The sequence below is a fragment of the Bacillus sp. K7 genome (genome assembly GCF_053903245.1).
Window position 1 is genome coordinate 1,206,102 of sequence record NZ_CP096406.1, and the last position, 23,303, is coordinate 1,229,404.

31 protein-coding genes and 1 riboswitch are annotated in these 23,303 nt (G+C 45.5%); of the genes, 19 read left to right on the forward strand and 12 right to left on the reverse strand.

From position 1 onward, the window contains the following. Positions 1-37 precede the first annotated feature (37 nt). From spxH to M1D98_RS06060, 4 genes are all read right to left on the reverse strand, one after another. Positions 38-937 carry a protease adaptor protein SpxH gene (spxH, locus tag M1D98_RS06045; RefSeq protein WP_010329387.1) on the reverse strand — a complete coding sequence of 300 codons (900 nt, stop codon included), beginning with the start codon at positions 935-937 and terminating at the stop codon, positions 38-40. Beyond that, positions 934-1,332: a globin domain-containing protein gene (locus M1D98_RS06050; protein ID WP_010329388.1), complete on the reverse strand. Its 399-nt coding sequence runs from the start codon at positions 1,330-1,332 to the stop codon at positions 934-936. Before M1D98_RS06050 ends, spxH begins: the two co-directional genes overlap by 4 nt. A 255-nt stretch (positions 1,333-1,587) precedes the next feature. Next, on the reverse strand, positions 1,588-2,328 hold the full coding sequence (locus M1D98_RS06055; RefSeq protein WP_268551614.1) for a lytic transglycosylase domain-containing protein: 741 nt from the start codon (positions 2,326-2,328) through the stop codon (positions 1,588-1,590). Between the two features lie 14 nt (positions 2,329-2,342). Continuing rightward, complete coding sequence (locus tag M1D98_RS06060; protein WP_010329390.1) at positions 2,343-2,915, reverse strand: CYTH domain-containing protein; 573 nt, start codon at positions 2,913-2,915, stop codon at positions 2,343-2,345. Between the two features lie 124 nt (positions 2,916-3,039). Between M1D98_RS06060 and M1D98_RS06065 the strand changes: the two genes are divergently transcribed. Genes M1D98_RS06065 through M1D98_RS06080 form a run of 4 tightly spaced genes read left to right on the forward strand, consistent with a single transcriptional unit; the run spans position 3,040 to position 5,802 of the window. Continuing rightward, positions 3,040-3,408: a UPF0738 family protein gene (locus M1D98_RS06065; RefSeq protein ID WP_121642323.1), complete on the forward strand. Its 369-nt coding sequence runs from the start codon at positions 3,040-3,042 to the stop codon at positions 3,406-3,408. 28 nt (positions 3,409-3,436) lie between these two features. Next, positions 3,437-4,072 carry a GTP diphosphokinase gene (gene yjbM / locus M1D98_RS06070; protein WP_010329392.1) on the forward strand — a complete coding sequence of 212 codons (636 nt, stop codon included), beginning with the start codon at positions 3,437-3,439 and terminating at the stop codon, positions 4,070-4,072. Positions 4,073-4,089: 17 nt separating this feature from the next. Further along, on the forward strand, positions 4,090-4,890 hold the full coding sequence (locus tag M1D98_RS06075; RefSeq protein WP_010329393.1) for an NAD kinase: 801 nt from the start codon (positions 4,090-4,092) through the stop codon (positions 4,888-4,890). Between the two features lie 12 nt (positions 4,891-4,902). Next, the gene (locus M1D98_RS06080; protein ID WP_205600467.1) at positions 4,903-5,802 is read left to right on the forward strand and encodes an RluA family pseudouridine synthase; all 900 of its coding nucleotides are present in this window, start codon (positions 4,903-4,905) and stop codon (positions 5,800-5,802) included. A gap of 12 nt (positions 5,803-5,814) precedes the next feature. Here the strand turns inward: M1D98_RS06080 and prpE are convergent, their stop codons facing one another. After that, the gene (gene prpE / locus M1D98_RS06085) at positions 5,815-6,549 is read right to left on the reverse strand and encodes a bis(5'-nucleosyl)-tetraphosphatase PrpE (RefSeq protein WP_010329395.1); all 735 of its coding nucleotides are present in this window, start codon (positions 6,547-6,549) and stop codon (positions 5,815-5,817) included. 232 nt (positions 6,550-6,781) lie between these two features. Here prpE and M1D98_RS06090 point away from each other — a divergent pair, with 232 nt between their 5' ends. The 10 genes from M1D98_RS06090 to cotO all read left to right on the forward strand — a co-directional run bounded on the left by M1D98_RS06090 (position 6,782) and on the right by cotO (position 15,781). Continuing rightward, complete coding sequence (locus M1D98_RS06090; RefSeq protein ID WP_456280095.1) at positions 6,782-8,626, forward strand: monovalent cation:proton antiporter family protein; 1,845 nt, start codon at positions 6,782-6,784, stop codon at positions 8,624-8,626. 61 nt (positions 8,627-8,687) lie between these two features. Next, positions 8,688-8,796, forward strand: a riboswitch (TPP riboswitch). Between the two features lie 81 nt (positions 8,797-8,877). Beyond that, a complete protein-coding gene (gene tenA / locus M1D98_RS06095; RefSeq protein ID WP_268558921.1) occupies positions 8,878-9,585 on the forward strand; it encodes a thiaminase II in 708 nt (235 codons plus the stop codon). Continuing rightward, positions 9,563-10,180: a thiazole tautomerase TenI gene (gene tenI / locus M1D98_RS06100; RefSeq protein WP_268558920.1), complete on the forward strand. Its 618-nt coding sequence runs from the start codon at positions 9,563-9,565 to the stop codon at positions 10,178-10,180. The genes tenA and tenI overlap by 23 nt, the downstream gene beginning before the upstream one ends. After that, the gene (gene thiO / locus M1D98_RS06105; RefSeq protein WP_268558919.1) at positions 10,164-11,273 is read left to right on the forward strand and encodes a glycine oxidase ThiO; all 1,110 of its coding nucleotides are present in this window, start codon (positions 10,164-10,166) and stop codon (positions 11,271-11,273) included. The genes tenI and thiO overlap by 17 nt, the downstream gene beginning before the upstream one ends. Next, positions 11,273-11,473 carry a sulfur carrier protein ThiS gene (gene thiS / locus M1D98_RS06110; RefSeq protein WP_082246338.1) on the forward strand — a complete coding sequence of 67 codons (201 nt, stop codon included), beginning with the start codon at positions 11,273-11,275 and terminating at the stop codon, positions 11,471-11,473. Before thiO ends, thiS begins: the two co-directional genes overlap by 1 nt. Next, a complete protein-coding gene (gene thiG / locus M1D98_RS06115; protein ID WP_082246328.1) occupies positions 11,470-12,240 on the forward strand; it encodes a thiazole synthase in 771 nt (256 codons plus the stop codon). The genes thiS and thiG overlap by 4 nt, the downstream gene beginning before the upstream one ends. Further along, the gene (thiF, locus tag M1D98_RS06120; RefSeq protein WP_268558918.1) at positions 12,237-13,247 is read left to right on the forward strand and encodes a thiazole biosynthesis adenylyltransferase ThiF; all 1,011 of its coding nucleotides are present in this window, start codon (positions 12,237-12,239) and stop codon (positions 13,245-13,247) included. Before thiG ends, thiF begins: the two co-directional genes overlap by 4 nt. A 17-nt stretch (positions 13,248-13,264) precedes the next feature. Continuing rightward, positions 13,265-14,092: a bifunctional hydroxymethylpyrimidine kinase/phosphomethylpyrimidine kinase gene (gene thiD / locus M1D98_RS06125; RefSeq protein WP_121642329.1), complete on the forward strand. Its 828-nt coding sequence runs from the start codon at positions 13,265-13,267 to the stop codon at positions 14,090-14,092. A 122-nt stretch (positions 14,093-14,214) separates the two neighbouring features. Then, complete coding sequence (fabI, locus tag M1D98_RS06130) at positions 14,215-14,991, forward strand: enoyl-ACP reductase FabI (RefSeq protein ID WP_010329404.1); 777 nt, start codon at positions 14,215-14,217, stop codon at positions 14,989-14,991. 100 nt (positions 14,992-15,091) lie between these two features. After that, the gene (cotO, locus tag M1D98_RS06135; RefSeq protein WP_268558917.1) at positions 15,092-15,781 is read left to right on the forward strand and encodes a spore coat protein CotO; all 690 of its coding nucleotides are present in this window, start codon (positions 15,092-15,094) and stop codon (positions 15,779-15,781) included. A 90-nt stretch (positions 15,782-15,871) separates the two neighbouring features. Here cotO and cotZ read toward each other — a convergent pair whose 3' ends face one another. From cotZ to cotV, 5 genes are all read right to left on the reverse strand, one after another. Beyond that, positions 15,872-16,315: a spore coat protein CotZ gene (cotZ, locus tag M1D98_RS06140; protein WP_010329405.1), complete on the reverse strand. Its 444-nt coding sequence runs from the start codon at positions 16,313-16,315 to the stop codon at positions 15,872-15,874. 130 nt (positions 16,316-16,445) lie between these two features. Beyond that, positions 16,446-16,934, reverse strand: coding sequence for a spore coat protein CotY (gene cotY / locus M1D98_RS06145; protein ID WP_010329406.1), 489 nt, complete (start codon positions 16,932-16,934; stop codon positions 16,446-16,448). 151 nt (positions 16,935-17,085) lie between these two features. After that, the gene (cotX, locus tag M1D98_RS06150; protein WP_010329407.1) at positions 17,086-17,592 is read right to left on the reverse strand and encodes a spore coat protein CotX; all 507 of its coding nucleotides are present in this window, start codon (positions 17,590-17,592) and stop codon (positions 17,086-17,088) included. Between the two features lie 94 nt (positions 17,593-17,686). Beyond that, complete coding sequence (cotW, locus tag M1D98_RS06155; protein ID WP_010329408.1) at positions 17,687-18,010, reverse strand: spore coat protein CotW; 324 nt, start codon at positions 18,008-18,010, stop codon at positions 17,687-17,689. Positions 18,011-18,050: 40 nt separating this feature from the next. Beyond that, the gene (cotV, locus tag M1D98_RS06160) at positions 18,051-18,437 is read right to left on the reverse strand and encodes a spore coat protein CotV (protein ID WP_010329409.1); all 387 of its coding nucleotides are present in this window, start codon (positions 18,435-18,437) and stop codon (positions 18,051-18,053) included. A 159-nt stretch (positions 18,438-18,596) separates the two neighbouring features. Here cotV and yjcA point away from each other — a divergent pair, with 159 nt between their 5' ends. The 4 genes from yjcA (at position 18,597) to M1D98_RS06180 (ending at position 20,078) form a co-directional block, all read left to right on the forward strand. After that, complete coding sequence (yjcA, locus tag M1D98_RS06165) at positions 18,597-18,953, forward strand: sporulation protein YjcA (protein WP_268558916.1); 357 nt, start codon at positions 18,597-18,599, stop codon at positions 18,951-18,953. A 281-nt stretch (positions 18,954-19,234) separates the two neighbouring features. After that, positions 19,235-19,441, forward strand: a complete 207-nt coding sequence (locus tag M1D98_RS06170) for a hypothetical protein (protein ID WP_010329412.1) — start codon at positions 19,235-19,237, stop codon at positions 19,439-19,441. A gap of 81 nt (positions 19,442-19,522) precedes the next feature. Next, positions 19,523-19,687 (forward strand): YjcZ family sporulation protein, encoded by a 165-nt coding sequence (locus M1D98_RS06175; RefSeq protein ID WP_010329413.1) that lies wholly within the window; start codon positions 19,523-19,525, stop codon positions 19,685-19,687. A 136-nt stretch (positions 19,688-19,823) separates the two neighbouring features. Further along, positions 19,824-20,078: a stage VI sporulation protein F gene (locus M1D98_RS06180; RefSeq protein WP_010329414.1), complete on the forward strand. Its 255-nt coding sequence runs from the start codon at positions 19,824-19,826 to the stop codon at positions 20,076-20,078. Positions 20,079-20,149: 71 nt separating this feature from the next. Here the strand turns inward: M1D98_RS06180 and M1D98_RS06185 are convergent, their stop codons facing one another. Then, the gene (locus tag M1D98_RS06185; RefSeq protein WP_456280096.1) at positions 20,150-22,429 is read right to left on the reverse strand and encodes an ATP-dependent helicase; all 2,280 of its coding nucleotides are present in this window, start codon (positions 22,427-22,429) and stop codon (positions 20,150-20,152) included. 119 nt (positions 22,430-22,548) lie between these two features. Between M1D98_RS06185 and M1D98_RS06190 the strand changes: the two genes are divergently transcribed. Beyond that, positions 22,549-22,803: a hypothetical protein gene (locus M1D98_RS06190; RefSeq protein WP_456280097.1), complete on the forward strand. Its 255-nt coding sequence runs from the start codon at positions 22,549-22,551 to the stop codon at positions 22,801-22,803. Positions 22,804-22,877: 74 nt separating this feature from the next. On the opposite strand, the gene M1D98_RS06195 is transcribed toward M1D98_RS06190, so the two are convergent. Beyond that, a complete protein-coding gene (locus M1D98_RS06195; protein ID WP_100741004.1) occupies positions 22,878-23,300 on the reverse strand; it encodes a GNAT family N-acetyltransferase in 423 nt (140 codons plus the stop codon). Between the last annotated feature and the right edge of the window lie 3 nt (positions 23,301-23,303).

A 23,303-nucleotide genomic window follows, 5' to 3' on the forward strand; every position in this document is an offset into this window, starting at 1 on the left:
GCAAAAAAAACAGCCTCAAGCATATATACGCCTGCGGCTATTTTTCACATGATTGATATTCATCTGAATAAGTGCTGAGAGACTTCCAAAACATGCCGTGTTTGGCTTCCACTTTGGCAACCTTTTTAGCGAATGCCAATTTTTTCATTTCCTTTTCTACCTCTTCAAGGCTCAGGTCATATACGAGAGCGATTTCCTTCGAGGCAACGAAGCGGAAATATTCAATAAAACATTCCAGAGGCGGTGTTTCCGATGGCTTCGGCTCGTCGCCAAGCATCTCAAATAGGATTTCTTCATATACATCATATGAATAGCTGCCGGGTACTTTAAGTCCTTCGTCCTCATGCTGTGTATTGAAAAATGTCAGCGTCGGATTCGCGGACACATCCATCTCAGCGGCAATTTTCATGTCACATTGAAGCGCCTTGACCGCGCTTTGAGAATGCAAATCTTTTTTGAATTCTTCAAGATCGAGACTCGTTTTTTCCGCAATTTCCAAAAGCACATTTTCGTCCGTAATATTTTTCTTTGAAACAAACAGGCTTTCTTGCATATTTCTGAGAAATTGCATGCCGGCTTTTCTTCCTTGCAGTTCGGCTGCTTTAAAAGCGAGAGCAGCCATATAAGGCGATGAAAGCGGGGGATCTTGCTCAAGCCAGACATTGCCGTCACACGACATGCCGGAGCGGCTTGCGATCTTTTCCCATGCCTCTGCAAGAAGATGCTTTTTTCGTTTTTTATTTAACGCGGTAAGGCTCGCTGAAGCGATAATGCGCAAAGTGAAAAAGCGTCCGTATCTGATTTTCAGTTTTTTCATGACGGGCTCTAAGGACCAGCATTCAGGACATAAAGGGTCTACAAACATATAAATTTCAAGCGGTTTTTTTGGATGGCCGTGACAATGGGCGAAGTATTGCTCATGCTGATAGTTTGTCAAGATGATCGATCCCCCGCTTCCGTTTGATTCACCATATGTCTTGCTGTCAATTCCAGCCGGCCAAACAAAAACTCACGAATATCGCCCTCAAGCCCTACATGGTCCATTGCGTCGTTCATACAGCTGAGCCACGCATCAGCTCTCTCGTTTGTAATTGGAAAGGGAAGATGTCTTGCTCTGAGCATAGGATGGCCGTGTTCCTCAGTATAAAGCGGAGGCCCGCCTAAATACTGAGTCAAAAATTGCTTCTGTTTCCTGGCGGTTTCTGTTAAATCGCTTGGAAAAATCGGCTTCAGCAAAGGATGACACGCGACACGCTCATAAAAAGTATCAACAAGTTGCGATAGAAGTTCCTCTCCAATCGCTTCATAAGGTGCGTTAAACGATTGTCCCATGTTGACTACTCCTTTAAATATGGCTAATAGGAATCATAAATCCTATTGCAAAAAGTAATTTTATATAGTACTGCATTTCATCTATGATTTATTTTAGCAACAAGGCATCATTTCTACAAACAAACTGCCTTTTATGCGTTTGATGGCTAGTTTCGGCTGAGAGCCGAGGTTTGTATTTCATATCATATCACATAAAAATCAGGAATGCGTAGGATTTCACTTCGCAAAAAAACCAGAGGGCAAAAGCCGCTCTGGTTACGCGTAATAGGCTGAAGTTATTTTTTTTACATAGTTTTGCGTTTCTTTGAAAGGAGGAATGCCGCCGTATCTGTCAACATTTCCCGGTCCGGCGTTGTAAGCCGCTAATGCCATAGACACATTGCCGCCATATTTATTCAGCATTTGTTTTAAATATTTCGTTCCGCCTTCCACATTTTGCCGCGGGTCCAGTGGATTGGAAACGCCAAGTGAGCGTGCTGTTGACGGCATCAGCTGCATTAAGCCAAGCGCGCCTGCTCCGCTGACAGCTTTTGCATTAAAGCCTGATTCCTGCTTAATGACGGCGCGGATTAGTTTTTCATCGACGCCATATTTATCAGCGGCTTTTTTAATCGCGCTGTCTATGGAGAAGTCTCCCGAACTGATCCGTTTTGTTTCTTGTTTGTTTGTAGATACATCATCAGCAGCTGTTTTGGTGCTTTCTGCCGCTTTTGTGATATAGCCTGAATGGCTGCTTGTATATGATTGAAGCCCGTATGCTGAAAGCAGTGACGGCGCTGTTGAACTAGCGTTGTTCTGCAGGTTGAGCGGGATTGACTGTGCAGAAGGTGCTGTTGCTTGCTGCTGTATCGTCAAGCCGTTTGTGTATTGGCTGAGTAAAGAGCTGAAGCTTGAGAGCGGGCTTTCCGCATCATTTTGAGTGCCTGTGCTGCGTGCATTAGATATGGACTGTAATGCCTGAAGCTGAAGTAAAGATGCCCAATTCGTTACGTTCACGATGTCATTCCACCTTATATAGACTTTCGTTTTTCTTCATAAAAACGCAAAATTTTATTTTTGGTTTCTCGCTGAGGAATGCTGTATTGCTGAAGCAGCTTCTCAAAGGCTTGTTGGCCTTCATGCCAGTCTGCCGCCTCAAATTCGATTTCAAAGTCCTCTTTATTTAAATATCGGCTGTGGTCTAAAACTATTAAGCCTTTTTCTGTTTCTTTTTCAGCACGGTTTGTTGTTAAAGATCCAAAGTATTGAATGGTATCTGTATCAATCTCAAGCTGATGCAGCTGGTCTTTCACAGGGCCTTCGGGAATTGAAAAACCAGCAAGATCTGATACCCCTGATAGCCGCTGGTGCGTTTCCAGAAGCCCCACGTCTGCAGGTTCTTTTAATGTCAGGACATACTCGCCGTTTTTCCTGCGGATCCGAAGCGCAGCGTGTTTTTGTTTCAGTGAAAAGCTGTCTGTGTCAAAATAGTGATTGTTTTGGTCTGTAAAATCTTTTTCTGTCAGCTGGAGTGCCGCTGTTATGTTGTCAAATTCCTGTTTGGTTAGCATGTTTTTGAATTCTATCTCAATTTCTTGGCTCATGTTTTTCTTCCTTTCCGCCCCGTAAATCTTATTTTTACTATTATCTCTTTAGATGTTACGTTTATCAATATCAAGCTTGATATGATAAAATGAAACTGTACTTTTGTTGGAAAAGGAGAGCATTATGCAAAACAGAATCGAAATCTTGAACGCAACATTATCGGATGATCAGCTTCGCCTTGTCTGTGAGACAGAAGGCAATGAAGCGGAACGCAAGCCGTCAGGTCAAATGCTTGTTGATTCTGACAACTTTGCTTTTGTATACATACTTGAATTAGCTGATTCTTTTGAATATGCCATTATAAAGGAACATATGTGGCCGGAACTCAAGCAGGCGCATGCACAAAGAATTCCGGTTGTTTTAGAGGCGGGAGACAAATCAATAGAACTGGCCGGCCTGCATGAGGAATTAGAGTATCTTTTAGAAAATATTAAAGATAATGTAAACTATGGAGAAGAAATGGAAGACAAAGTGAAGAGCGTATTTTTATAGAAACCGGTTCGGAATTGGGGGATGTATGATGGATGACAAACAATGGGAGCGTTTTTTAGTGCCGTACCGCCAGGCTGTCGAAGAGTTGAAAGTGAAGCTCAAGGGGATTCGCACACTATATGAATACGAGGACGAACATTCGCCGATCGAATTTGTGACCGGACGCGTCAAGCCTGTGGCGAGCATACTTGAAAAAGCGAGAAAGAAAAGCATACCGCTGCATGAAATTGAAACTATGCAGGATATCGCGGGCCTTAGAATCATGTGCCAATTTGTCGATGACATCCAAATCGTAAAAGAGATGCTTTTCGCCAGAAAAGATTTCACCGTTGTGGATCAGAGGGATTATATTGCGGAACATAAAGAGAGCGGATACCGGTCATATCATCTTGTCGTGCTTTATCCTTTACAGACGGTGTCCGGAGAAAAGCATGTTCTCGTGGAAATACAGATCCGTACGCTGGCGATGAATTTTTGGGCGACCATTGAGCATTCATTGAATTATAAATACAGCGGAAACATTCCTGAAAAAGTGAAACTAAGGCTTCAGCGCGCATCTGAAGCTGCTTCCCGGCTAGATGAAGAGATGTCGGAGATCAGGGGTGAAATACAGGAGGCTCAAGCTGCCTTTTCAAGAAAGAAAAAAGGAAGCGAGCAACAATAGTAAAGGGGAAGAAAAGCATGAAATTTGCCGTATCATCAAAAGGAGATCAAGTTTCTGATACGCTGAAGAGCAAAATACAGGCGTATTTATTGGATTTTGATATGGAACTGGATGAAAATGAACCGGAAATCGTCATTTCAGTCGGAGGCGACGGAACGCTTTTGTATGCTTTTCACAGATACAGCGACCGCTTGGACAAAACGGCATTTGTCGGCGTTCACACGGGTCATCTGGGGTTTTATGCCGACTGGGTTCCTCATGAAATTGAAAAGCTTGTTCTCGCGATTGCGAAAACGCCTTATCATACAGTCGAATATCCGCTTCTCGAAGTGATTGTGACCTATCACGAAAACGATCGGGAAGAGAGATATTTAGCATTGAATGAATGTACGATTAAAAGCATAGAAGGAAGCCTTGTGGCTGATGTGGAAATCAAGGGACAGCTCTTTGAAACCTTCCGGGGCGACGGCCTTTGCTTGTCAACGCCATCCGGCAGCACAGCCTACAATAAGGCGCTGGGCGGAGCAATTATCCATCCGTCTATTAGAGCGATCCAACTCGCGGAAATGGCTTCTATTAATAACCGTGTATTCCGGACGGTCGGATCGCCGCTGCTTCTGCCTTCCCATCATGATTGCATGATTAAACCGAGAAACGAAGTCGACTTTCAAGTGACGATTGACCATTTAACCCTTCTTCATAAGGACGTGAAGTCGATCCGCTGCCAGGTTGCATCCGAAAATGTGAGGTTTGCGAGATTTCGTCCGTTTCCATTTTGGAAAAGAGTCCAGGATTCGTTTATCGGAAAAGGTGAATAGAGAGGACGTATCGTGGAACCATTTATTATCAAAAAGAACATTACTTCTGTTGAAGACGGAATGACTGTAAAAGAATACGCCGGCAAACTGGGAATTTCGAAACGTCTGTTAACCGATATCAAGTTTGCCGGGGGTGACCTGCTGATCAATGGTGAACATGTAACGGTCAAATACGTTTTGCGAAAGGGAGATTTTCTTGTCGTGAAGTTTCCCGAGGAACAGGTGAGCGACACGTTATTGGCAGAACCTGTTCCGCTCGATATCCTGTATGAGGATGAGCACGTGCTTGTGATGAACAAGCAGCCGTATGTATCATCAATTCCCTCGAGAGAGCACCCATCCGGCAGCATTGCAAATGGAATCATCCATCATTATCAAATAAACGGAGTGCGGGCGACAGTTCATCTTGTCACCCGGCTAGACCGGGATACATCAGGTCTCATGCTTGTTGCCAAGCATCGCTTTGCCCACTCGATTTTATCGTCAGCGCAAAAAAGCGGGCTTGTGAAACGCCGGTACATGGCAGTGGTTCACGGGCGGATGACACAGGTGGAAGGAACTGTCGATGCTCCGATTGGCAGACATCCTGACAGTATTATTGAACGGGTGGTGACACCGGCAGGCCAGAAGGCTGTTACCCATTTTCATGTCACACATGCCACTGATGAGATCACAATGGTGACATTGCAGCTTGAGACAGGCCGAACCCATCAAATTCGTGTACATATGAACTACCTCGGGCATCCGCTGTGCGGCGATACACTGTACGGCGGAACGAGACGGGAAATTGGCCGGCAGGCCCTTCACAGCGAGCGGCTTTCATTTATCCATCCGCTGACGCAGGAGAGCATGACGTTTCATGCTACATTGCCTCAAGATATGAAAGACCTGATAAAAGGAGAGAATCATTGATTCTCTCCTTTTTTATATGGGACGAAATCTCGATTCGTCATAAGGCAGGGAGCTTGGAACAGAGATGGTTTCTATTTCTGGGAATCGAAAGCCTGTCAATTTATTTCCGAACACGCAGCCTGTATCAATGTTGATGGTGCGATTGACTATTCGAGGCTCTTTAACAGGTGTATGTCCGTATACCACCCAAGCGCTTCCGCTATAGGATGCAGCCCAATCACGTCTGACAGGTCTGCCGTCCGGGTACGTTTCACCCGTTACATCGCCGTAAAGCACAAAGTCCTTCACTCTGCGGGTATATTTGCCGATATCGTCAGCCTTTATGCCAGCATGGGCGACAACTAATTCTCCGTTATGTAAGATGTCGTAAAGCGGCGCCTTTTCATACAGCTTCATAAACTGATCGCTGATTGTTTTTCTTTCTTCTTTAGATCGTTCCTCAAGCTCTGCGGCTGTAGTTTCTAGGCCATGCATGACTTTCACGGGATTTCCTTTTAAGTAGCGGTACAGCTTATTGCAATGATTTCCAGGAACATAACGCACAGCGCCTTTTTCGTAAGCGCCGGCTACAAAGCGGATGACCTCTATCGATTTCGGTCCTCTGTCAGTTAAATCTCCGGCAAAAATGAGCATCCTTCCTTCTTCGTGGACAGGTACTCCATTTTTTATTGAATAGCCAAGCTCTTGGATTAATGCCATCATTTCATCATAGCAGCCATGAATATCGCTGATGATATCGTAAGCCATGCGTGATCCTCCTTGCCGATTGTTTTATTTATTATGGAGCAAAGTGCTGTGAGTCATCACAGGCTTTTATGTGCAAAATATAGAAGAATTATTTTCTAAACAAGAAATAAGACCTTTTTACTTTATTTTTTATCACCATCCTTGTTAAAATCGCGTTATGTTTTTTTAAAATGAGGTTTTGTTCTTTGATTGAGAACTGAAATAACCCTGACTTAAAAAGGAGGTTCTGATTATGGCGCATTCATCTGTCGCATCTTTAGTTGTTGTACTTATCGTTGCATTTTTGACACCCATCCTTTTGCATCGCTTTAAACTGACCATCCCGGTTGTTGTTGCAGAAATCATTATGGGGCTGATTATCGGAAAAAGCGGTCTTAATTTAGTTGTCGAGGGCGATACATGGCTTGAGACGCTTTCTCTGCTCGGGTTTATCTTTTTAATGTTTTTAAGCGGGCTTGAAATTGATTTTTCATCGTTTGAGAAAGGAAAGAAAAAGCAGCTCCTGCCGAACGGCAAAGCGGTGCCCAATACGTTTGCTGCGGCGTCCGTTATTTTTGCCGGTATATTTATTTTATCATTGCTGCTGTCCTATGGGTTCGTCTTGGCAGGATTTATCGAAAATGCGTTTTTAATGACGCTCATTATCTCAACGATTTCGTTAGGCGTTGTCGTTCCAACGTTAAAAGAAGAACGGATCATGAATTCAAATATCGGGCAGATTATTTTGCTTGTTGCCGTTATTGCTGATTTGGTCACGATGATTCTTCTTGCTGTGTTTTCTTCTCTATACGGAGAAGACAGCGGAAACATGTGGCTCTTGATGATCCTGTTTGCAGCCGGAGTGGTGCTTTACTTTTTCGGCCGGATCTTTAAACATCGTTCATTTGTTGAGTCTATGTCAAAAGGGACGATTCAGATTGGGACGCGTGCCATTTTTACGTTAATTATCGTACTCGTTGCCCTGTCTGAATCACTTGGGGCGGAAAATATTCTCGGCGCTTTCTTAGCGGGGGTTCTCGTTTCCCTTCTTTCGCCAAATAAAGAACTTGTTCAGCAGCTGGATTCATTCGGCTATGGGTTCTTGATTCCGATTTTCTTTGTGATGGTCGGAGTGAAGCTGGATATTTGGACCCTTTTCCAAGATCCGAAAATTTTGATCATGATTCCGCTTCTGCTTTTGGCGCTGTTAGTCAGCAAAATTATTCCCGTCCTGTACTTGAAGAAGTGGTATGATAACCGCACCATTTTGGCGTCTGGTTTTCTGCTGACGTCAACGCTTTCTCTCGTGATTGCCGCTGCGACAATCGGCCAGCAGCTTCACGTGATCAGCGCAAATATGTCAGGAGCGCTGACGTTAGTAGCCGTCATTGCCAGTATTTTTTCACCGGTCTTCTTTAAAAAATTATACAAACGGGAGGAGCAGCCGGAGGAGAAAAAGACCATTACGTTTATCGGCGCAAACCAAATGACATTGCCTGTTACTCTTGAACTGCCGGAAGAGGAGTATGACGTGCGTGTTGTGCATGTCTATCAAGAGAACGCGGAGGAAAAGCTGTCGGAATCAGTTTTTTCTGTTGAAGCGATTTCTGATTATGAACACGGGACGCTTGAATCACTCGGCATTTTTGATACGGATATCCTGGTTGTTGCGACCGGGAATGAAGACATGAATGCGGAGATTGCACTACTTGCAAAAGAAAAAGGAACAGAAAGAGTGATTGCCAGCGTCGGATCACCCGAAAATGAAGCAACTTTGAAGGAGCAGGGAATCAACATCTTTTCTATGCTGCTGTCGACAAAAACATTGCTTCGCGCGCTAATAGAAGCGCCTGGTGTTATGAAGCTGCTCACGAACGAAGAGTCTTCGCTGTATCAAATTAATATGGAAAACAGCACATACGACGGTGTGATTCTGCGGGAATTCCCTTTTACAGGCGATGTCATCTTTGTCAGGATTTTCAGAGGTGTGGACAGCATCGTTCCTCATGGGGATACAAGGCTGAAATTGGGTGACCGCTTAATTGTCACCGGATCTCGGGGGTATGTAACGGAACTTAAGAAATCGTTGGAAGGATAAACCTTGACCAAATAGGGATTCGTGTTAATATAGAGATGCAGAACAATTCAATATGTATTTGTATAACCACTAGGGGTGTCCTTCATAAGGGCTGAGATAAAAGTGTGACTTTTAGACCCTCATAACTTGAACAGGTTCAGACCTGCGTAGGGAAGTGGAGCGGTATTTGTGTTCGTTTACTATGCCAATTCCAAACCACTTTTCCTTGCGGGAAAGTGGTTTTTTTATTTATCAGACAGGGGGAATGACGTGTGAAATTTTCAGAAGAATGCCGCAGTGCAGCCGCAGAATGGTGGGAAGGGAGCTTTGTCCATCCGTTCGTTAAGGGAATCGGTGATGGAACGCTTCCGATTGACCGTTTTAAATACTACGTGCTCCAGGATTCTTATTATTTAACGCATTTTGCGAAGGTGCAATCGTTTGGCGCGGCTTATGCGAAGGACCTTTATACAACGGGACGGATGGCAAGCCACGCCCAAGGTACATATGAAGCGGAAATGGCGCTTCACCGCGAGTTTGCGGAGCTGTTGGACATCAGTGAGGAAGAGCGTAAGGCCTTTAAGCCATCTCCAACGGCGTACTCCTATACATCCCATATGTACCGTTCGGTTTTGAGCGGGAATTTTGCTGAGATCTTAGCAGCCCTATTGCCATGCTACTGGCTGTATTACGAGGTTGGCGAGAAATTGCTGACATGTGATCCGGGGCATCCGATTTATCAGAAGTGGATCAACACATACGGCGGTGACTGGTTCAGACAGCAGGTCGAAGAACAAATCAACCGCTTTGATGAGCTGGCGGAAAACAGCACGGAGGAAGTGCGTGCCAAGATGAAAGAGAATTTTGTTATTTCAAGCTTTTATGAGTATCAATTTTGGGGGATGGCCAATCGAAAAGAAGGCTGGTCCGACCGCGGCGTAAAAGAGGTGGAGGAACTTGGAGCTTCACGCCATAACTGATGACTGCAAGCCGGTTGAAGCGTTAGCGGAAGTCATCATAGCCATTCAGAATGAAGTGGATTGCATCCACATTCGGGAGCGGTCTAAATCTGCGGCTGACATTTTGAAATTGATTGAGCTTTTATCTGAAGGCGGTGTTGATAAGCGGAAATTGGTCATGAACGGACGAGTGGATATTGCGCTTTTTTCAACGATTCATCGTGTGCAGCTGCCGAGCAGCAGCTTTTCACCGAAGCAGGTCAGAGCCAGATTTCCGCACCTTCATATCGGGCGGTCGGTGCATTCACTGGAGGAAGCGATTCAAGCAGAAAAAGAAGATGCGGACTGTGTGTTGTTCGGCCATGTGTTTGAAACGGATTGTAAAAAGGGCCTTAAAGGCAGAGGCTTGTCTTTGCTGTCAACTATCAAGCAGCGGGTGTCCATCCCGGTTATTGCGATTGGCGGGATGGCACCGGGCAGATTAAGAGGCGTAAAACAAGCGGGGGCAGACGGGATTGCTGTCATGTCGGGAATTTTTTCTACCGCTGATCCTTTGGAAGCTGCCAGACAATATTCCCGTACGCTAAAGGAGATGCGCTATGAAAAGGCATTATGATGCAATTGTCATTGGAGGCGGGATTATCGGTTCCGCGATTGCTTATCATTTAGCAAAGGAAAACAAAACAATCGCCTTGTTTGAAAGCGGGACAATGGGCGGCAGAACAACAAGCGCTGCTGCCGGAATGCTGGGCGCCCATGCCGAGTGCGAGGAACGTGACGCGTTTTTTGATTTCGCCATGCACAGCCAGCGTCTGTACAAAGGTCTTGGGGAAGAGCTTTACACCATATCGGGTATTGATATCATGCAGCATAACGGCGGGATGTTTAAGCTTGCGTTTTCTGAAGAAGACGTGCTGCGGCTGAGGAAGATGGATGGCTTGGATTCTGTCAGCTGGCATACAAAAGAAGAAGTTTTAGAAAAAGAGCCTTATACGTCTGGTGACATTTTCGGGGCAGCCTTTATTCAAGATGATGTGCATGTTGAGCCTTATTTTGTTTGCAAGGCATATGCGAAAGCGGCAAAAGCGCTTGGGGCTGAGATTTTTGAGCATACGCCCGTCCTCAATGTGGAACGTGGCGGTGAAGCGCTGTCCATCGAAACGCCGAATGGCTATGTATGGGCGGATCATGTCGCGGTTGCCAGCGGGGTGTGGAGCGGAATGTTTTTTAAACAGCTTGGGCTGAATCACTCATTTTTCCCTGTAAAAGGGGAGTGCCTGTCTGTTTGGAATGATGAGATACCGCTGACAAAAACACTTTACCATGACCATTGCTATATCGTACCGAGAAAAAGCGGCAGACTGGTTGTCGGCGCAACGATGAAGCCGGGTGATTGGAGTGAAACACCGGATCTTGGCGGGCTGGAATCGGTTATGAAAAAAGCAAAAACGATGCTGCCGGCCATTCAGAATATGAAGGTGGACCGTTTTTGGGCTGGATTGCGTCCGGGAACAAAGGACGGAAAACCGTACATCGGCAGACACCCTGAGGACAGCCGTATTGTATTTGCGGCGGGCCATTTCAGAAATGGGATTCTGCTTGCTCCGGCAACCGGCGCTTTGGTCAGTGATCTCATCATGAATAAAGAGGTCAATCCAGACTGGCTGCACGCATTCCGAATTGATCGCAAGGAGGCGGTTCAGATATGATGCTACAGCTGAACGGTAAAGACGTGAAGTGGGAAAAAGACAAAGGTACAATTCAAGACCTGCTGGCGTTCTATCAGCTTGAAAATAAAATCGTTATCGTTGAAAGAAATAAAGAAATTATCGGCAAAGAACATTATCACGAAGTTGAGCTTTGTGATCGCGATGTCATTGAAATTGTCCATTTTGTAGGAGGCGGATGAGCATGTTAACCATTGGCGGGAAATCATTTCAATCAAGATTGTTGCTGGGGACGGGGAAATACCCATCGTTTGACATCCAAAAGGAAGCGGTGGCCGTTTCCGAGTCTGATATTTTAACATTTGCTGTGCGGAGAATGAACATTTTTGAAGCGTCCCAGCCTAATTTTCTTGAACAGCTTGATTTATCCAAATATACGCTTCTGCCGAATACAGCGGGCGCCAGCACCGCTGAAGAAGCGGTACGGATCGCGAGGCTGGCGAAAGCGTCAGGACTTTGTGACATGATTAAAGTGGAAGTCATCGGGTGCGGACGTTCCTTGCTTCCTGATCCTGTTGAGACATTAAAAGCGTCCGAACAGCTTCTTGAAGAAGGGTTTATCGTGCTCCCGTACACATCAGATGATGTTGTGCTCGCAAGAAAGCTGGAAGAGCTTGGCGTTCATGCCATCATGCCTGGTGCATCTCCGATTGGCTCTGGACAAGGAATCTTAAATCCTTTGAATCTGTCATTTATTATTGAACAGGCGAAAGTCCCGGTCATTGTGGACGCCGGCATCGGATCGCCTAAAGACGCGGCATACGCAATGGAGCTTGGAGCGGACGGCGTACTCCTCAATACGGCTGTATCTGGCGCGAATGATCCTGTTAAAATGGCGCGTGCGATGAAGCTCGCGGTGGAAGCGGGACGCCTTTCTTATGAGGCGGGACGCATTCCGCTTAAGCAATACGGAACGGCAAGCAGTCCGGGAGAAGGTCTTCCTGTATGACGGACAGGTACTCCAGACAGGAGCTGTTTGCTCCGATCGGCCCAGCCGGCCAGAAGAAATTGAAAGAATCGCGCGCCGTGATTATCGGCGCCGGCGCGCTTGGAACAGCGAGTGCTGAAATGCTGGTCAGAGCGGGTGTCGGCTCTGTGAAGATTGTCGACAGAGATTATGTGGAATGGAGCAACCTGCAGCGCCAGCAGCTGTATACAGAAGATGATGTCAAAAAAGAAATGCCGAAAGCGGCCGCTGCTGAGCACCGCCTCCGTTCGATTAACAGCGATGTCGATGTGACGGGCTTTGTCATGGATGTGACAGCTGAAAATATCTTCGAGCTGATTAAGGATGCTTCCATCATAGTGGATGCGGCCGATAATTTTGAAACCCGCCTGATCGTAAATGACGCTGCGGTAAAAGAAGGCATTCCTTTTCTTTACGGTGCCTGTGTAGGGAGCTACGGTCTTACCTTTACCGTAGTGCCGGGATCGACCCCCTGCCTGCATTGCTTGCTTGATACACTTCCGATTGGCGGAGCGACATGTGACACAGCCGGCATCATCAGCCCGGCTGTTATGCAGGTAGCGGTCTTTCAGGTGACAGACGCCCTGAAGCTGCTGACAGGAGAGGAGTTCGAGCCACTGCTGCGCTCTTTTGACTTGTGGAAAAACGAACGGTCAGAGGTGAGAGTGGCAGGCCTCAAACATGACGCATGCCCAAGCTGTTGCACAAAGGAATTTCCGTTTTTGTCATATGAGAACCAAACAAAAGCGGCTGTATTGTGCGGCAGGAACACGGTGCAAATCAGATCATCCTTCACAAAAGAAGCGGATCTTGAAGTGCTGGCCGGCCAGCTGAAGCAAGCCGGGCTTCATGTAGCCGCGAACCCGTATTTAATTTCCTGCCGCTCGGATGATATGAAAATGGTGCTGTTTCGGGACGGCAGAGCATTGATCCATGGAACGAATGATATTGCCCGGGCAAAATCCATTTATCATAAATGGATCGGGTAAGTAAGGAGTGTAGTGTAATGACGATTTATAAAGCAATGACAATCGCCGGCTCTGATTCAGGCGGCGGCGCAGGGATACAGGCCGATATTAAAACCTTTCAGGAACTTGATGTTTTCGGCATGTCTGCCATTACGGCGGTAACCGCTCAAAATACGCTTGGCGTGCATGGAGTGTATCCGCTGACTGTGGAGGCGCTGAGCCAGCAAATTGACGCTGTTGCCGAAGATTTGAGACCAGACGCCGTAAAAACGGGAATGCTCTGGAATGCGGAAATGATTGAAGAAGTGGCGAGAAAAATTGACGAGTACGGGTTTAACCGTGTGATTGTTGATCCAGTTATGATTGCAAAGGGCGGGGCATCCTTGCTGCATGATGAATCAGTTGCCACCTTAAAAGAGCTGCTCATTCCGAGAAGCTACACGATTACGCCGAATGTGCCGGAAGCAGAAACGCTGACTGGAATGACAATCCGCTCACTGGATGACCGGAAAAAAGCAGCGGAGCAGCTCGTCGAGATGGGGGCGCAGAACGTGATTATCAAAGGCGGGCACCAGCCTGAGGACAATCACATTACTGACCTTCTTTTCGATGGGAGCATGTTTATGCAAATCAGCCATCCTTATATCGATACGAAACATACACATGGCACAGGCTGCACCTTTGCTGCGGCATTAACAGCTCAAACCGCTAAAGGAGACAGCATCCATCAGGCTTTCGAGGTTGCGGCCAACTTTGTCCGCGAAGCGGTGGAACATACGCTTGGCATCGGATCGGGCCACGGACCAACAAACCATTTCGCCTTTAAACGAAACAGCTTAAAACAAGCCAATGAGATCACCAGCTGATGGTGGTCTCTTTCATGTTTGTCGTTGTATGCGCTTTTCATCTGGACAAGGTTATGATATGATAAGAATTAAGATCAGGTACTAATACTATGTCTTTATAAAATATAGGAGGCTTTATACATATGAATGTTTCACTTGAAGGCCGCAACATTGTCGTGATGGGAGTTGCCAACAAACGCAGTATCGCATGGGGAATTGCGCGCTCTCTGCATGAAGCGGGAGCACGCTTGATTTTCACATACGCAGGAGAACGCCTGGAGAAATCAGTTCAAGAGCTTGCCGGAACATTAGAACGCAATGACTCCATTATTCTTCCTTGCGACGTCACAAACGACGCGGAAATCGAAACTTGCTTCGCAAGCATTAAAGAGCAGGTCGGTGTGGTCCACGGTATCGCGCATTGTATCGCGTTTGCCAACAAAGAAGAACTTGTCGGCGAATACTTAAACACAAATCGTGACGGTTTCCTTTTGGCTCATAACATCAGCTCATACTCTCTGACAGCTGTTGTCAAAGCGGCTCGTCCGATGATGACTGAAGGCGGAAGCATTGTCACTTTGACTTACCTTGGCGGAGAGCTTGTGATGCCAAACTACAACGTCATGGGTGTAGCGAAAGCTTCTCTTGATGCAAGTGTGAAATATTTAGCTGCCGACTTAGGAAAAGAAAATATCCGCGTCAACAGCATTTCCGCAGGCCCGATCAGAACATTGTCTGCTAAAGGCATCAGCGATTTCAACTCGATCTTAAAAGACATCGAAGAGCGTGCGCCGCTTCGCCGCACGACAACACCTGAAGAAGTAGGCGATACAGCTGCGTTCTTATTCAGCGATATGTCCCGAGGCATTACAGGTGAAAATCTTCACGTTGATTCAGGTTTCCATATCACTGCCCGCTAAGGCAGGATCATGGCAAGCAATCCCAAACAGGGATTGCTTTTTTATTTCTTCTGATTTTCAGCTTTCTGTCATATAGATAGAATATGACACAATCGGAGGGATGAAGATGTCTAATAAGAAACGAAACGCGGATAAAAAACCGCTCATGTATATTGTTCAGCCGGATTACGCAGAAACAACAAGGTCATCCATGCAGGAGATCGTCATTAAAAAAAAGACCGACAAACCCGCTCCGCCAAAAGCAGAGGAAAAGCCTGCCTACCATGAGAAACAGCAGGAGGAAGCCGTGCCAACGGACATCAAACAAGCAGAGGAAAAGCCTGCTGCTGAGCCAGTGAGCCAGCAAATACAAGAGATGAGAGCGACAGAGAATAAAAAGAACCAGCAGGAACAGAAAGCAGAGCCGCAAGCCGTTGAAAAAACCGTTGAACACGAGCCTCCTAAAGCTGAAAAAAAGGAAGAGCCTGCACTTGAACTTGAGGACCGGAAGCCTGAAAAAGAACCGGAGGCTGTCCATAATGCTGCCAAAGCGGAGGAAAAAGCACCGCCGGCAAGAAAAGTGAAAAAACCGATGAGCAAGATGACGATCCACGAAAAAATTGATTTTTTAACAAAGCTGCCCCATAACATGCCGAGAGCGCTTTGTTTGATTGAAGCCAACGGAAGAACGTACAGAGGCGTGATTGTCGGTAGAAGAAATGATTCCGTCCTGCTCCGCACGACTGGAAACGGCGCGCCGACTGAACTGGCGATTGATGAAATCACCTCCTTGCACCCGCTCGGTTTTTAATGGAAACGAAAAAAGCTGCCCGGCAGATGTTCCCGGCAGCTTATTTTCATAGAGAAAAGCCTGCAGAGCTGCAAGCTTTTCAGTCTTTTATTAATGGTGCGTGCGATTAATTAGTCGAGGATTTAAGCAATTGATTGCGCAGAAGCAGTCTAAGTCCACCTCAATGCAGTAGTTCGTTTTTTCAAGTCGGAACACTTCACAAACCGTATCTTTATCGGTGAAGTCCAAAATGTGTTTGTGTTCGTCAAATGCGATTAATAATGACAGTGTCGCACAGCTGCCATGAACTTTTTCCACTCTGAAAAATACAGTATTAAAGCAAGGTCCGTTTTCCAGTTCGCCAACATTTCCGAAAGCGACCAGAGGATTTGATTTTGATGTAAACAGCACGAAAGGCACTGTATCGCCCAGCGAATGGGTTGGTGATAAAAGCTTTGAATGGCAGCTTGTCGGGCAGTCCTCTTCAACAGCGTTTTGCAGATCTTCAATATTTTCTACAGCTTCACGCACGCAGCTTGATGTTTTCTGGCTCATATTATCCCTCCTGCCTTATAAATTTCTTGAGACTGGCGAAATGATGGAGAGTCAGCTGCCTCACGCCGGAAGCAGCTGAATGATTTGCACCTGTAATAGAGTTTGGAAGGGGATTCCTCTTTACAAGTGTTTATCCATTGTGATGATGCTTTTTGTCTCTGTTAGGGGATGTTCTGTCAACTAGCTCCGGTGACAGGCACTGAATGGCACAGAAGCATCCGAGATCCACTTCGATGCAAAAATCTGTTTTTTCAAGCCCAAAGAAATCCGGGTCGCAAGGATGGCAAACACTTAAGGTATCGCCTTTGACATCGACCGGGCGTAAAATAGACAGTGTTGCACAGCAATCGCATAATTTTTCAACGCGGAAGAAAATGGACTCAAAGCATTGCATATCATCCACAAATCCCCCCACGTTTCCGAAAGTGGAGAACAATCCGCCTTTTTTATCAAACAAGAGAAACGGAATTGTGTCTTTACCTGCAATTGTCGGATTCAAAAGGTTTGTATAGCAGCCAGTAGGACACTGTTCCTCAACTGCCTCCTGCTCTGCTAAAATCTTTTCCACTGCATCGCATACACAGTTCTCATGCCGGCCATGGGTTTTTCCGCAGCTCATTGATTTCAGCTCCTTCTTTATAGGGTATTTGACTTTAGTCCTTAACAACATATGTACCCGTGCCCCACTTGGTGTGGGTGAACGTCTATATATTCATCATATGCTTGGAAAATAAGAAAAAGCAGAGCGTTTTTAGCTCTGCTTTTAGGTTCTAGAGAACAAGAGTAATAACTAGGATCGCTACAAGGGTGTTTGTTGCTGTAGAGATAAGAGTTGCGATATCGGCATCTACTGTTGAGACATTTACGCCGCGGGAGCATTCGATGAGAAGTTTTTGGCGGTTAACTTGTTTGTTAGCTGTAAGTTGCAATAAATCTTGTGCGACTAATTCGGCAATTACTCCATCTGCAATGGATGTCAGAGTAGCTGTTACGACAGCTGCATTAAGTGCTGTTACGACTGAAGTTACGGCTTGAACGTCTGTAGATGTAACATTGATGTCACAAGAATCTCTGATGATAATCGTTTCATCGGAGACTTGTTTGTTGAGATTTGCCTGAGCTAGATCTTGGTCGATAAAGGCGTTGTCGTTGCCAAACCCATTGCCATTACAGCAAACATCGCAATTGCATTTTCTGTCTTCTTTTTTTTCTTTTTCGTCTAACGGGTGGTCACAGTCAGGATCAAGTGCAACCCAAGAATATGGTCTGCTTTCCATATCTATTCCTCCTTTTCTTTTACTGTTATTAAATGAGCGAGCCTCTTACTTTGACTGAGGCATATATCATGATGAAGTGCCCTATTTTTTATGATTAATTTGAATTGTTATTGTTTTGCCGTCTTTGTCTGAGCTGTTCGATGAGTTGCTCTCGGCGGCTTAGCGGTTTTTCGTTCTTTTGCTCATGTGCGGCTGTTTCTTCTTTTTTCTTCTTTTGGTTTTCTATTAACGCTTCGGATTTAGCCTGCAAGTCTTTTACTAGATTTAAGAGCATTTCTTTTTCTTCGTCTGATACTTTTTTCATTTTGTCTTTTGTGACACCATGTTTAAGAAAAATATTGTGGACCAGCATTTTCGTCATCGGATCAACTTCCGGAAGCTTTGCAAGCTCTTCTTTGATTTTATCGTTATCTGACATTTGTTCTCACCTCGGCTTTTAAGTTTGTGAAAAGAAAGGGTTAAAGGACGTCAAGTTCATTGAGAATGCTGTTTAACACCTGAAGCAAGATTTGTACAAAGGTTATTATTTCGTCGGCAGACAAAGTGATTTTGATGTTTCGGCTGTTGATAATTTTAATGATGGTTCTTTTTTTGATTTGGGAGCTATCGAGAATAAGAATTTCGCTTGCCACTGCGTCAGCCAAATCCTCATCGGCGATGACGAGCTGGGTCGCCAGGATAATCATGGTTGTCACAAAGGCTTGTATAGAAAGGGCAGATGTTATATGTGATGTATCTATTGTGATATTTTCGCAATCAATCACTTCGATCTGCTGCTCGAATTCGCTTGATAATTGCTCAAATATTGCAGGATGCAGGGATTCAACTTTTTCTTCAATCGACATAACCTTCACTCCTTTCTTATCCATACTCTATATAATGCAAATGGGGTGCAGAGCGGAATAAGAAAAACAACCAATTTTGCGCCGGACAAGATACAATTCATGAAGAATAGGGTTTTTGCATATATGTGAAGGGATCATGATTGGCAAAGGAGTGAACAAGTGGTTATCAATGGGCTGACAATTGCTCTTCTTTCGCTTGCGGTCTTCCGGCTCGCACGCTTGCTGGTGTTTGACACGATTATGGCGCCGCTTCGCAGCCTGTTTCAAGAAGAGAAGGAAGAAAAGGATGCGGACGGGAACGTGGAAACGTATATTGTCATCAAGGGGACTGGCATCAGGGCCTTTGTTGGTGAATTGCTGAGCTGCTATTGGTGTACAGGCGTGTGGTGCGCCGGATTTTTGATTTTGTGCCAGGCTTTGATTCCGCAAATGGCGCAGTGGCTGATTTTACTGCTGGCGATCGCCGGTCTTGCCGGCATTATAGAAACACTCGTATCAAAATGGCTACAAGAATGAGGCATTGCCACCAGCAACTTTCTTCAAGAATACGCATAAAGTAGCATATATGACATAAGGAAAGGAAGGGAACGACATGAATCAATTCAATAAACCTTCCCAAAAAACTCCATATACAGATTCATCATATCAATCAAAAAAGATCAAAAAGAAAGGCTGCGGGTGCGGAAAGAAAAAGAAAAAGCCTCAATAGCCTGACAACGAAAACCGGGGGGGCTCCGGTTTTTTGTTTTTTAACGGAGTGGTCTCGTCCAGCATATATCATAAGTGGGGGGATATTAGTGAATGAGTTCGAAAAATGGATTGAAGGCAAATATGAACCTCACGAACAAAAGCAAAAAGAGCATGAAGACATCATGAGCCGCATCAGAAAAGACTTGGATGCATTTGACGAAGCTGGTCTGGCGTTTGAAGAGGAAATTGAAGAGCTGGCAGAAAAAACCGAAGCCTTCCTTAAAAAACGCCAGGACCAGTACGGACAATTATAAATCCGCAATCGCCCTATGCGTATATCCAAACCGATTGAAGCGGCTCACATAGTGTATAGAGAGTAAAGGAGGTGCTTAACTATGGGCTTTGGATACGGATTTGGCGGCGGCTACGGCGGCAGCTGCGGTGGCGGCTGTTATGGCGGTTATGCTGGCGGTTACGGCGGCGGCTATGGTTCAACATTTGTTCTTCTAGTCGTATTGTTCATTCTCCTTATCATCGTAGGTGCATCTTATTTCTGCTAAAACGTTAGAGGAAGTGCGGAAAATCCGCGCTTCCTTGAGTCTGTAAACTGATTCGAGGAAAAAATGGAATGAGAAAGGCACATCACTTATTGGTGTTCATATAATATCGTATTACTCCGCCTAAAGGAGGCGCATTATGGATAATCAATTTTTTAAGAACATTGAAAAGAAAACAGGCGTCAATATGAAGGATGTCATGAATCTTGCCGGCTCTCTTCAAAACGCCAATTTTAAAGATGAAAACACAGTGCGCAGCGTAATTAGCCGTGTCGCACAGCTGGCAAACAGACGCGTGCCAAAGGAATTAGAAGATAAAATTGTTCAATCGATTACAAGCGGTAAAGAAAAGCTTGATTTTGGCACAATTTCTAAAATGCTGGATAACAAATAAGCGGATGGCCTGGCTGACTTTTTCAGCGGGCTTTTTTTACAGAAAAGACCCGGCAGATCACTGCCGGGCTGTTAGTTATGCAAGGGCTGTCTTACTTGCTGTAAAAGGGGATACAAAAATCTTGAGCGGTGGGCCGTTTTGCCGCGTCTGTTGGCGGGACAAGACAAATATAAATGCTGTTCGGCCCGGGTCATGGCTACATATAATAGTCGTCTTTCTTCCTCAAGAGCCGCTTCATCGCCTTTTCTCGCTGTTTCTAATGAGAAATCGTGCGGTATCGAGCCGTCAACCGCGCCTAACACATAAACCGTTTTGAATTCAAGGCCTTTTGAGCGATGAATGGTCATCAGCTGAACGCCGTTATCATCCGTTTTGTTTTTCTCGGCGGCCCTCATATGGTCTACGTGGGCGAGAAAGTCAGGAATGGTTTTGAATTTTTTGGCGACGACTTTAATGTCACGCAGGTCATCGGAGCCTTTTTCTAGCTTGTTGCCTTCGTTCCCCCGTTTTTTTAAATACTCGGAGAAGCCCATTTTTCCTTCGGCGAAGGTGATTGCCTCAACCGGCTTCATCGTGCGGAGGCTTGCAAAAAATGGCACGATTTTCTTGATTTTATTGAGCTGGAACGGCTTCAGATCAGGGAGCTTGGCCAGCGCTTTAATCATCGAGCAGTCCTCGGTAATCGAGAGCGCCTTCAGTGTGTTCAAAGCGGATTGCTTTAAGAACAAGGCAGGCAGCAAGTGCTTAACCGCCTCAGTGTCATCCTCATTTTGGCTGGCGTACAAGTATGCGAGAATCTGGCGGACAATGCGTCTGCTGTAAAACGATTGGACACCGCGGTCAGCTGTATAAGGAATTGACGAATGATGAAGCCTTTCATATATGGCGCGGCCTCCGCTGTTTGTGCGGTAGAGAACCGCAAAGTCTTCAGGGGTTGCCCCGTTTTGAATTTTTTCTTTGATATCGGATACGACCATTGTGGCCTCTTCTTCTTCGTCATAAGGATAAAACAGCATAGGGACCTGGACGTCATCGCGTGCGGCTTCAAGCATTTTGGCATATCTGTTTTTGTTCTTTTTCACAACGATATCAGCACTGGAAACGATTGGGTGTGTTGACCGGTAGTTTGCGGTTAAATAAATCGTTTTCGCTCCGGGATAATCCTTCTGAAAATCAAGAATAAAAGATGGATTGCTTCCGCGAAACGCGTAGATAGACTGATCGTCGTCCCCGACGCAGCACAGGTTTTGCTCAGGGCTGGCGAGCATCTGCATGATTTTATATTGAACCGGGTTAATGTCCTGAAACTCATCAATCAATATATAAGTAAACCGAGATTGATATTGTTCCAGAAGATCCGGCTGATTGATAAACAATTCGTAGCAGGCAGAAGCCATGTCATCAAAGTCAAATTGGTTGTTTTCTTTTTTCTGGCGTTCATAATGTTCATATAATCGATAGACTTGTTTTTCCCACTCATCTTGTAAAGGGATGCGTTCATTCGGCACATAAGTGTTTTTCCAAAAGCCGATCTGCTGCAGCGCCTGATCAACGGGGAACTCTTTTTCATCTATGCCTTCTTCATAGAGTGCTTTTTTGATATATTGTTCCCGCTGCCACTCCATTTTCAGCAAATGCTCGCCGTTCCATTTGGCAGAATCATAGTGATACAAGATTTTATAAAAGAAGCTGTGGAATGTTCCGGTGACAAGTCTTCTGACTTTTGCCGGCTGTAATCCATACTGCTTCGCCATGCGCTCTTTCATTTCGGCGACGGCTTTTGTCGTAAAGGTGACAAGCAGCATATTTTCCGGCGCTATGCCTAAATGTTCAATCATGTGGGCGGCACGAGCCGTCAGCACGCGTGTTTTTCCGCTTCCCGCACCTGCAAGCACAAGCAGAGGGCCTTCTGTTTCCGTGACAGCTTTCAGCTGATCCGTGTTCAAGCCGACAGACGGAAAAAGGCTTGTATCAGGTTCTATTGTTTTTTGGACGAATGGTGTTCCGGGTTTAATGCTTCTCGGCCGCTGCCATTCCGCGACAGCTGGAGACGAGTCAGCCGCAATCGCTTTTCCTTTGGGCAAACGAAAGACACCGGATTCCTGATACTCTTCTTTCTTCTCCTCTTGAGCGGGTTTCGTTCCGCAGGCCTCTTCACATGCCGGAAAGTGGCCTGGCTGGCGGTGGATAAACTCCGGAGGATCAGCGATGTTTAGCCTTAACAAAACGGGTTTTCCGCAATGAGAACAAACTAAATGTCCTTTTATTCCTTCTTCAAAGAGGAATTGATAGTGTTCTCTCGAATATGTATGTAAATGTATCGTTCGATCATTCAGTCGGGCGCATTTCAAAAAGGGGTCCTCCCAATCAAAAAAAGGTGTTCAATACAGACAAAGACTATCATAACAAAAGAAACGTGTTTCAAAAAGTATGTTTAAGGGAAAAGAGATAGCAGAAGGGTGGGTATCGTATGATATATGCAGGTCACATTCAAAACCAGCAATACGCTCAATATGCAAATCGAACGATCGGTCATAAGCAGGATTACGCCGGAACCGAAAAAATCAACTATGTTCCATTTCAGCGGGTATACAAGGAACTGGAGAAACAGCAGGAGAATCAAACGGCCGCTGAAAGAAAAGTGAACGAGATGAAACGTAAGCGCTCTCTTTATAAGATGTTGCGAGAAAAAGGGATAGGCACATATATTAATCGATATGTATAAAAAACCGTTCGCATCCAGAGAACGGTTTTTTATGTGCTTGAAAAAATCCGGATCTCAATAGACCCGGATGCTGTTTAGTCTTTCATCATTTGTACGTGGGGAATGCCGGCATCGAGGAATTCTTTTTCAGAAATCACACGATACCCGTGTTTTTTGTAAAACGGAACAGCATGCGTTTGCGCGTTTAACATGAAGCCCGAAGCACCGCCGTCCGCGGCCGCTTTTTCGAGCGCTTTCATAATGATGCCGCCGACACCGGAGGAGCGGTGGCTTTTCAATACGCAAATCCGCTCTAACTTGCCGCAGCCGTCCTTCATACGCCATCTTCCGGCACCGACAGGCTTTTCGCCGTCATATACGACGATATGCTCCGACTCATTTTCAAGTTCGTCAATTTCTTCTTCAGCAGGCACGTTTTGTTCTTTGACAAAGACTTCTTCTCTTACATAAAATGCGTCTTTCATTTGTTGTTCATTTTTTGCGATAACTGCTTCCAAATA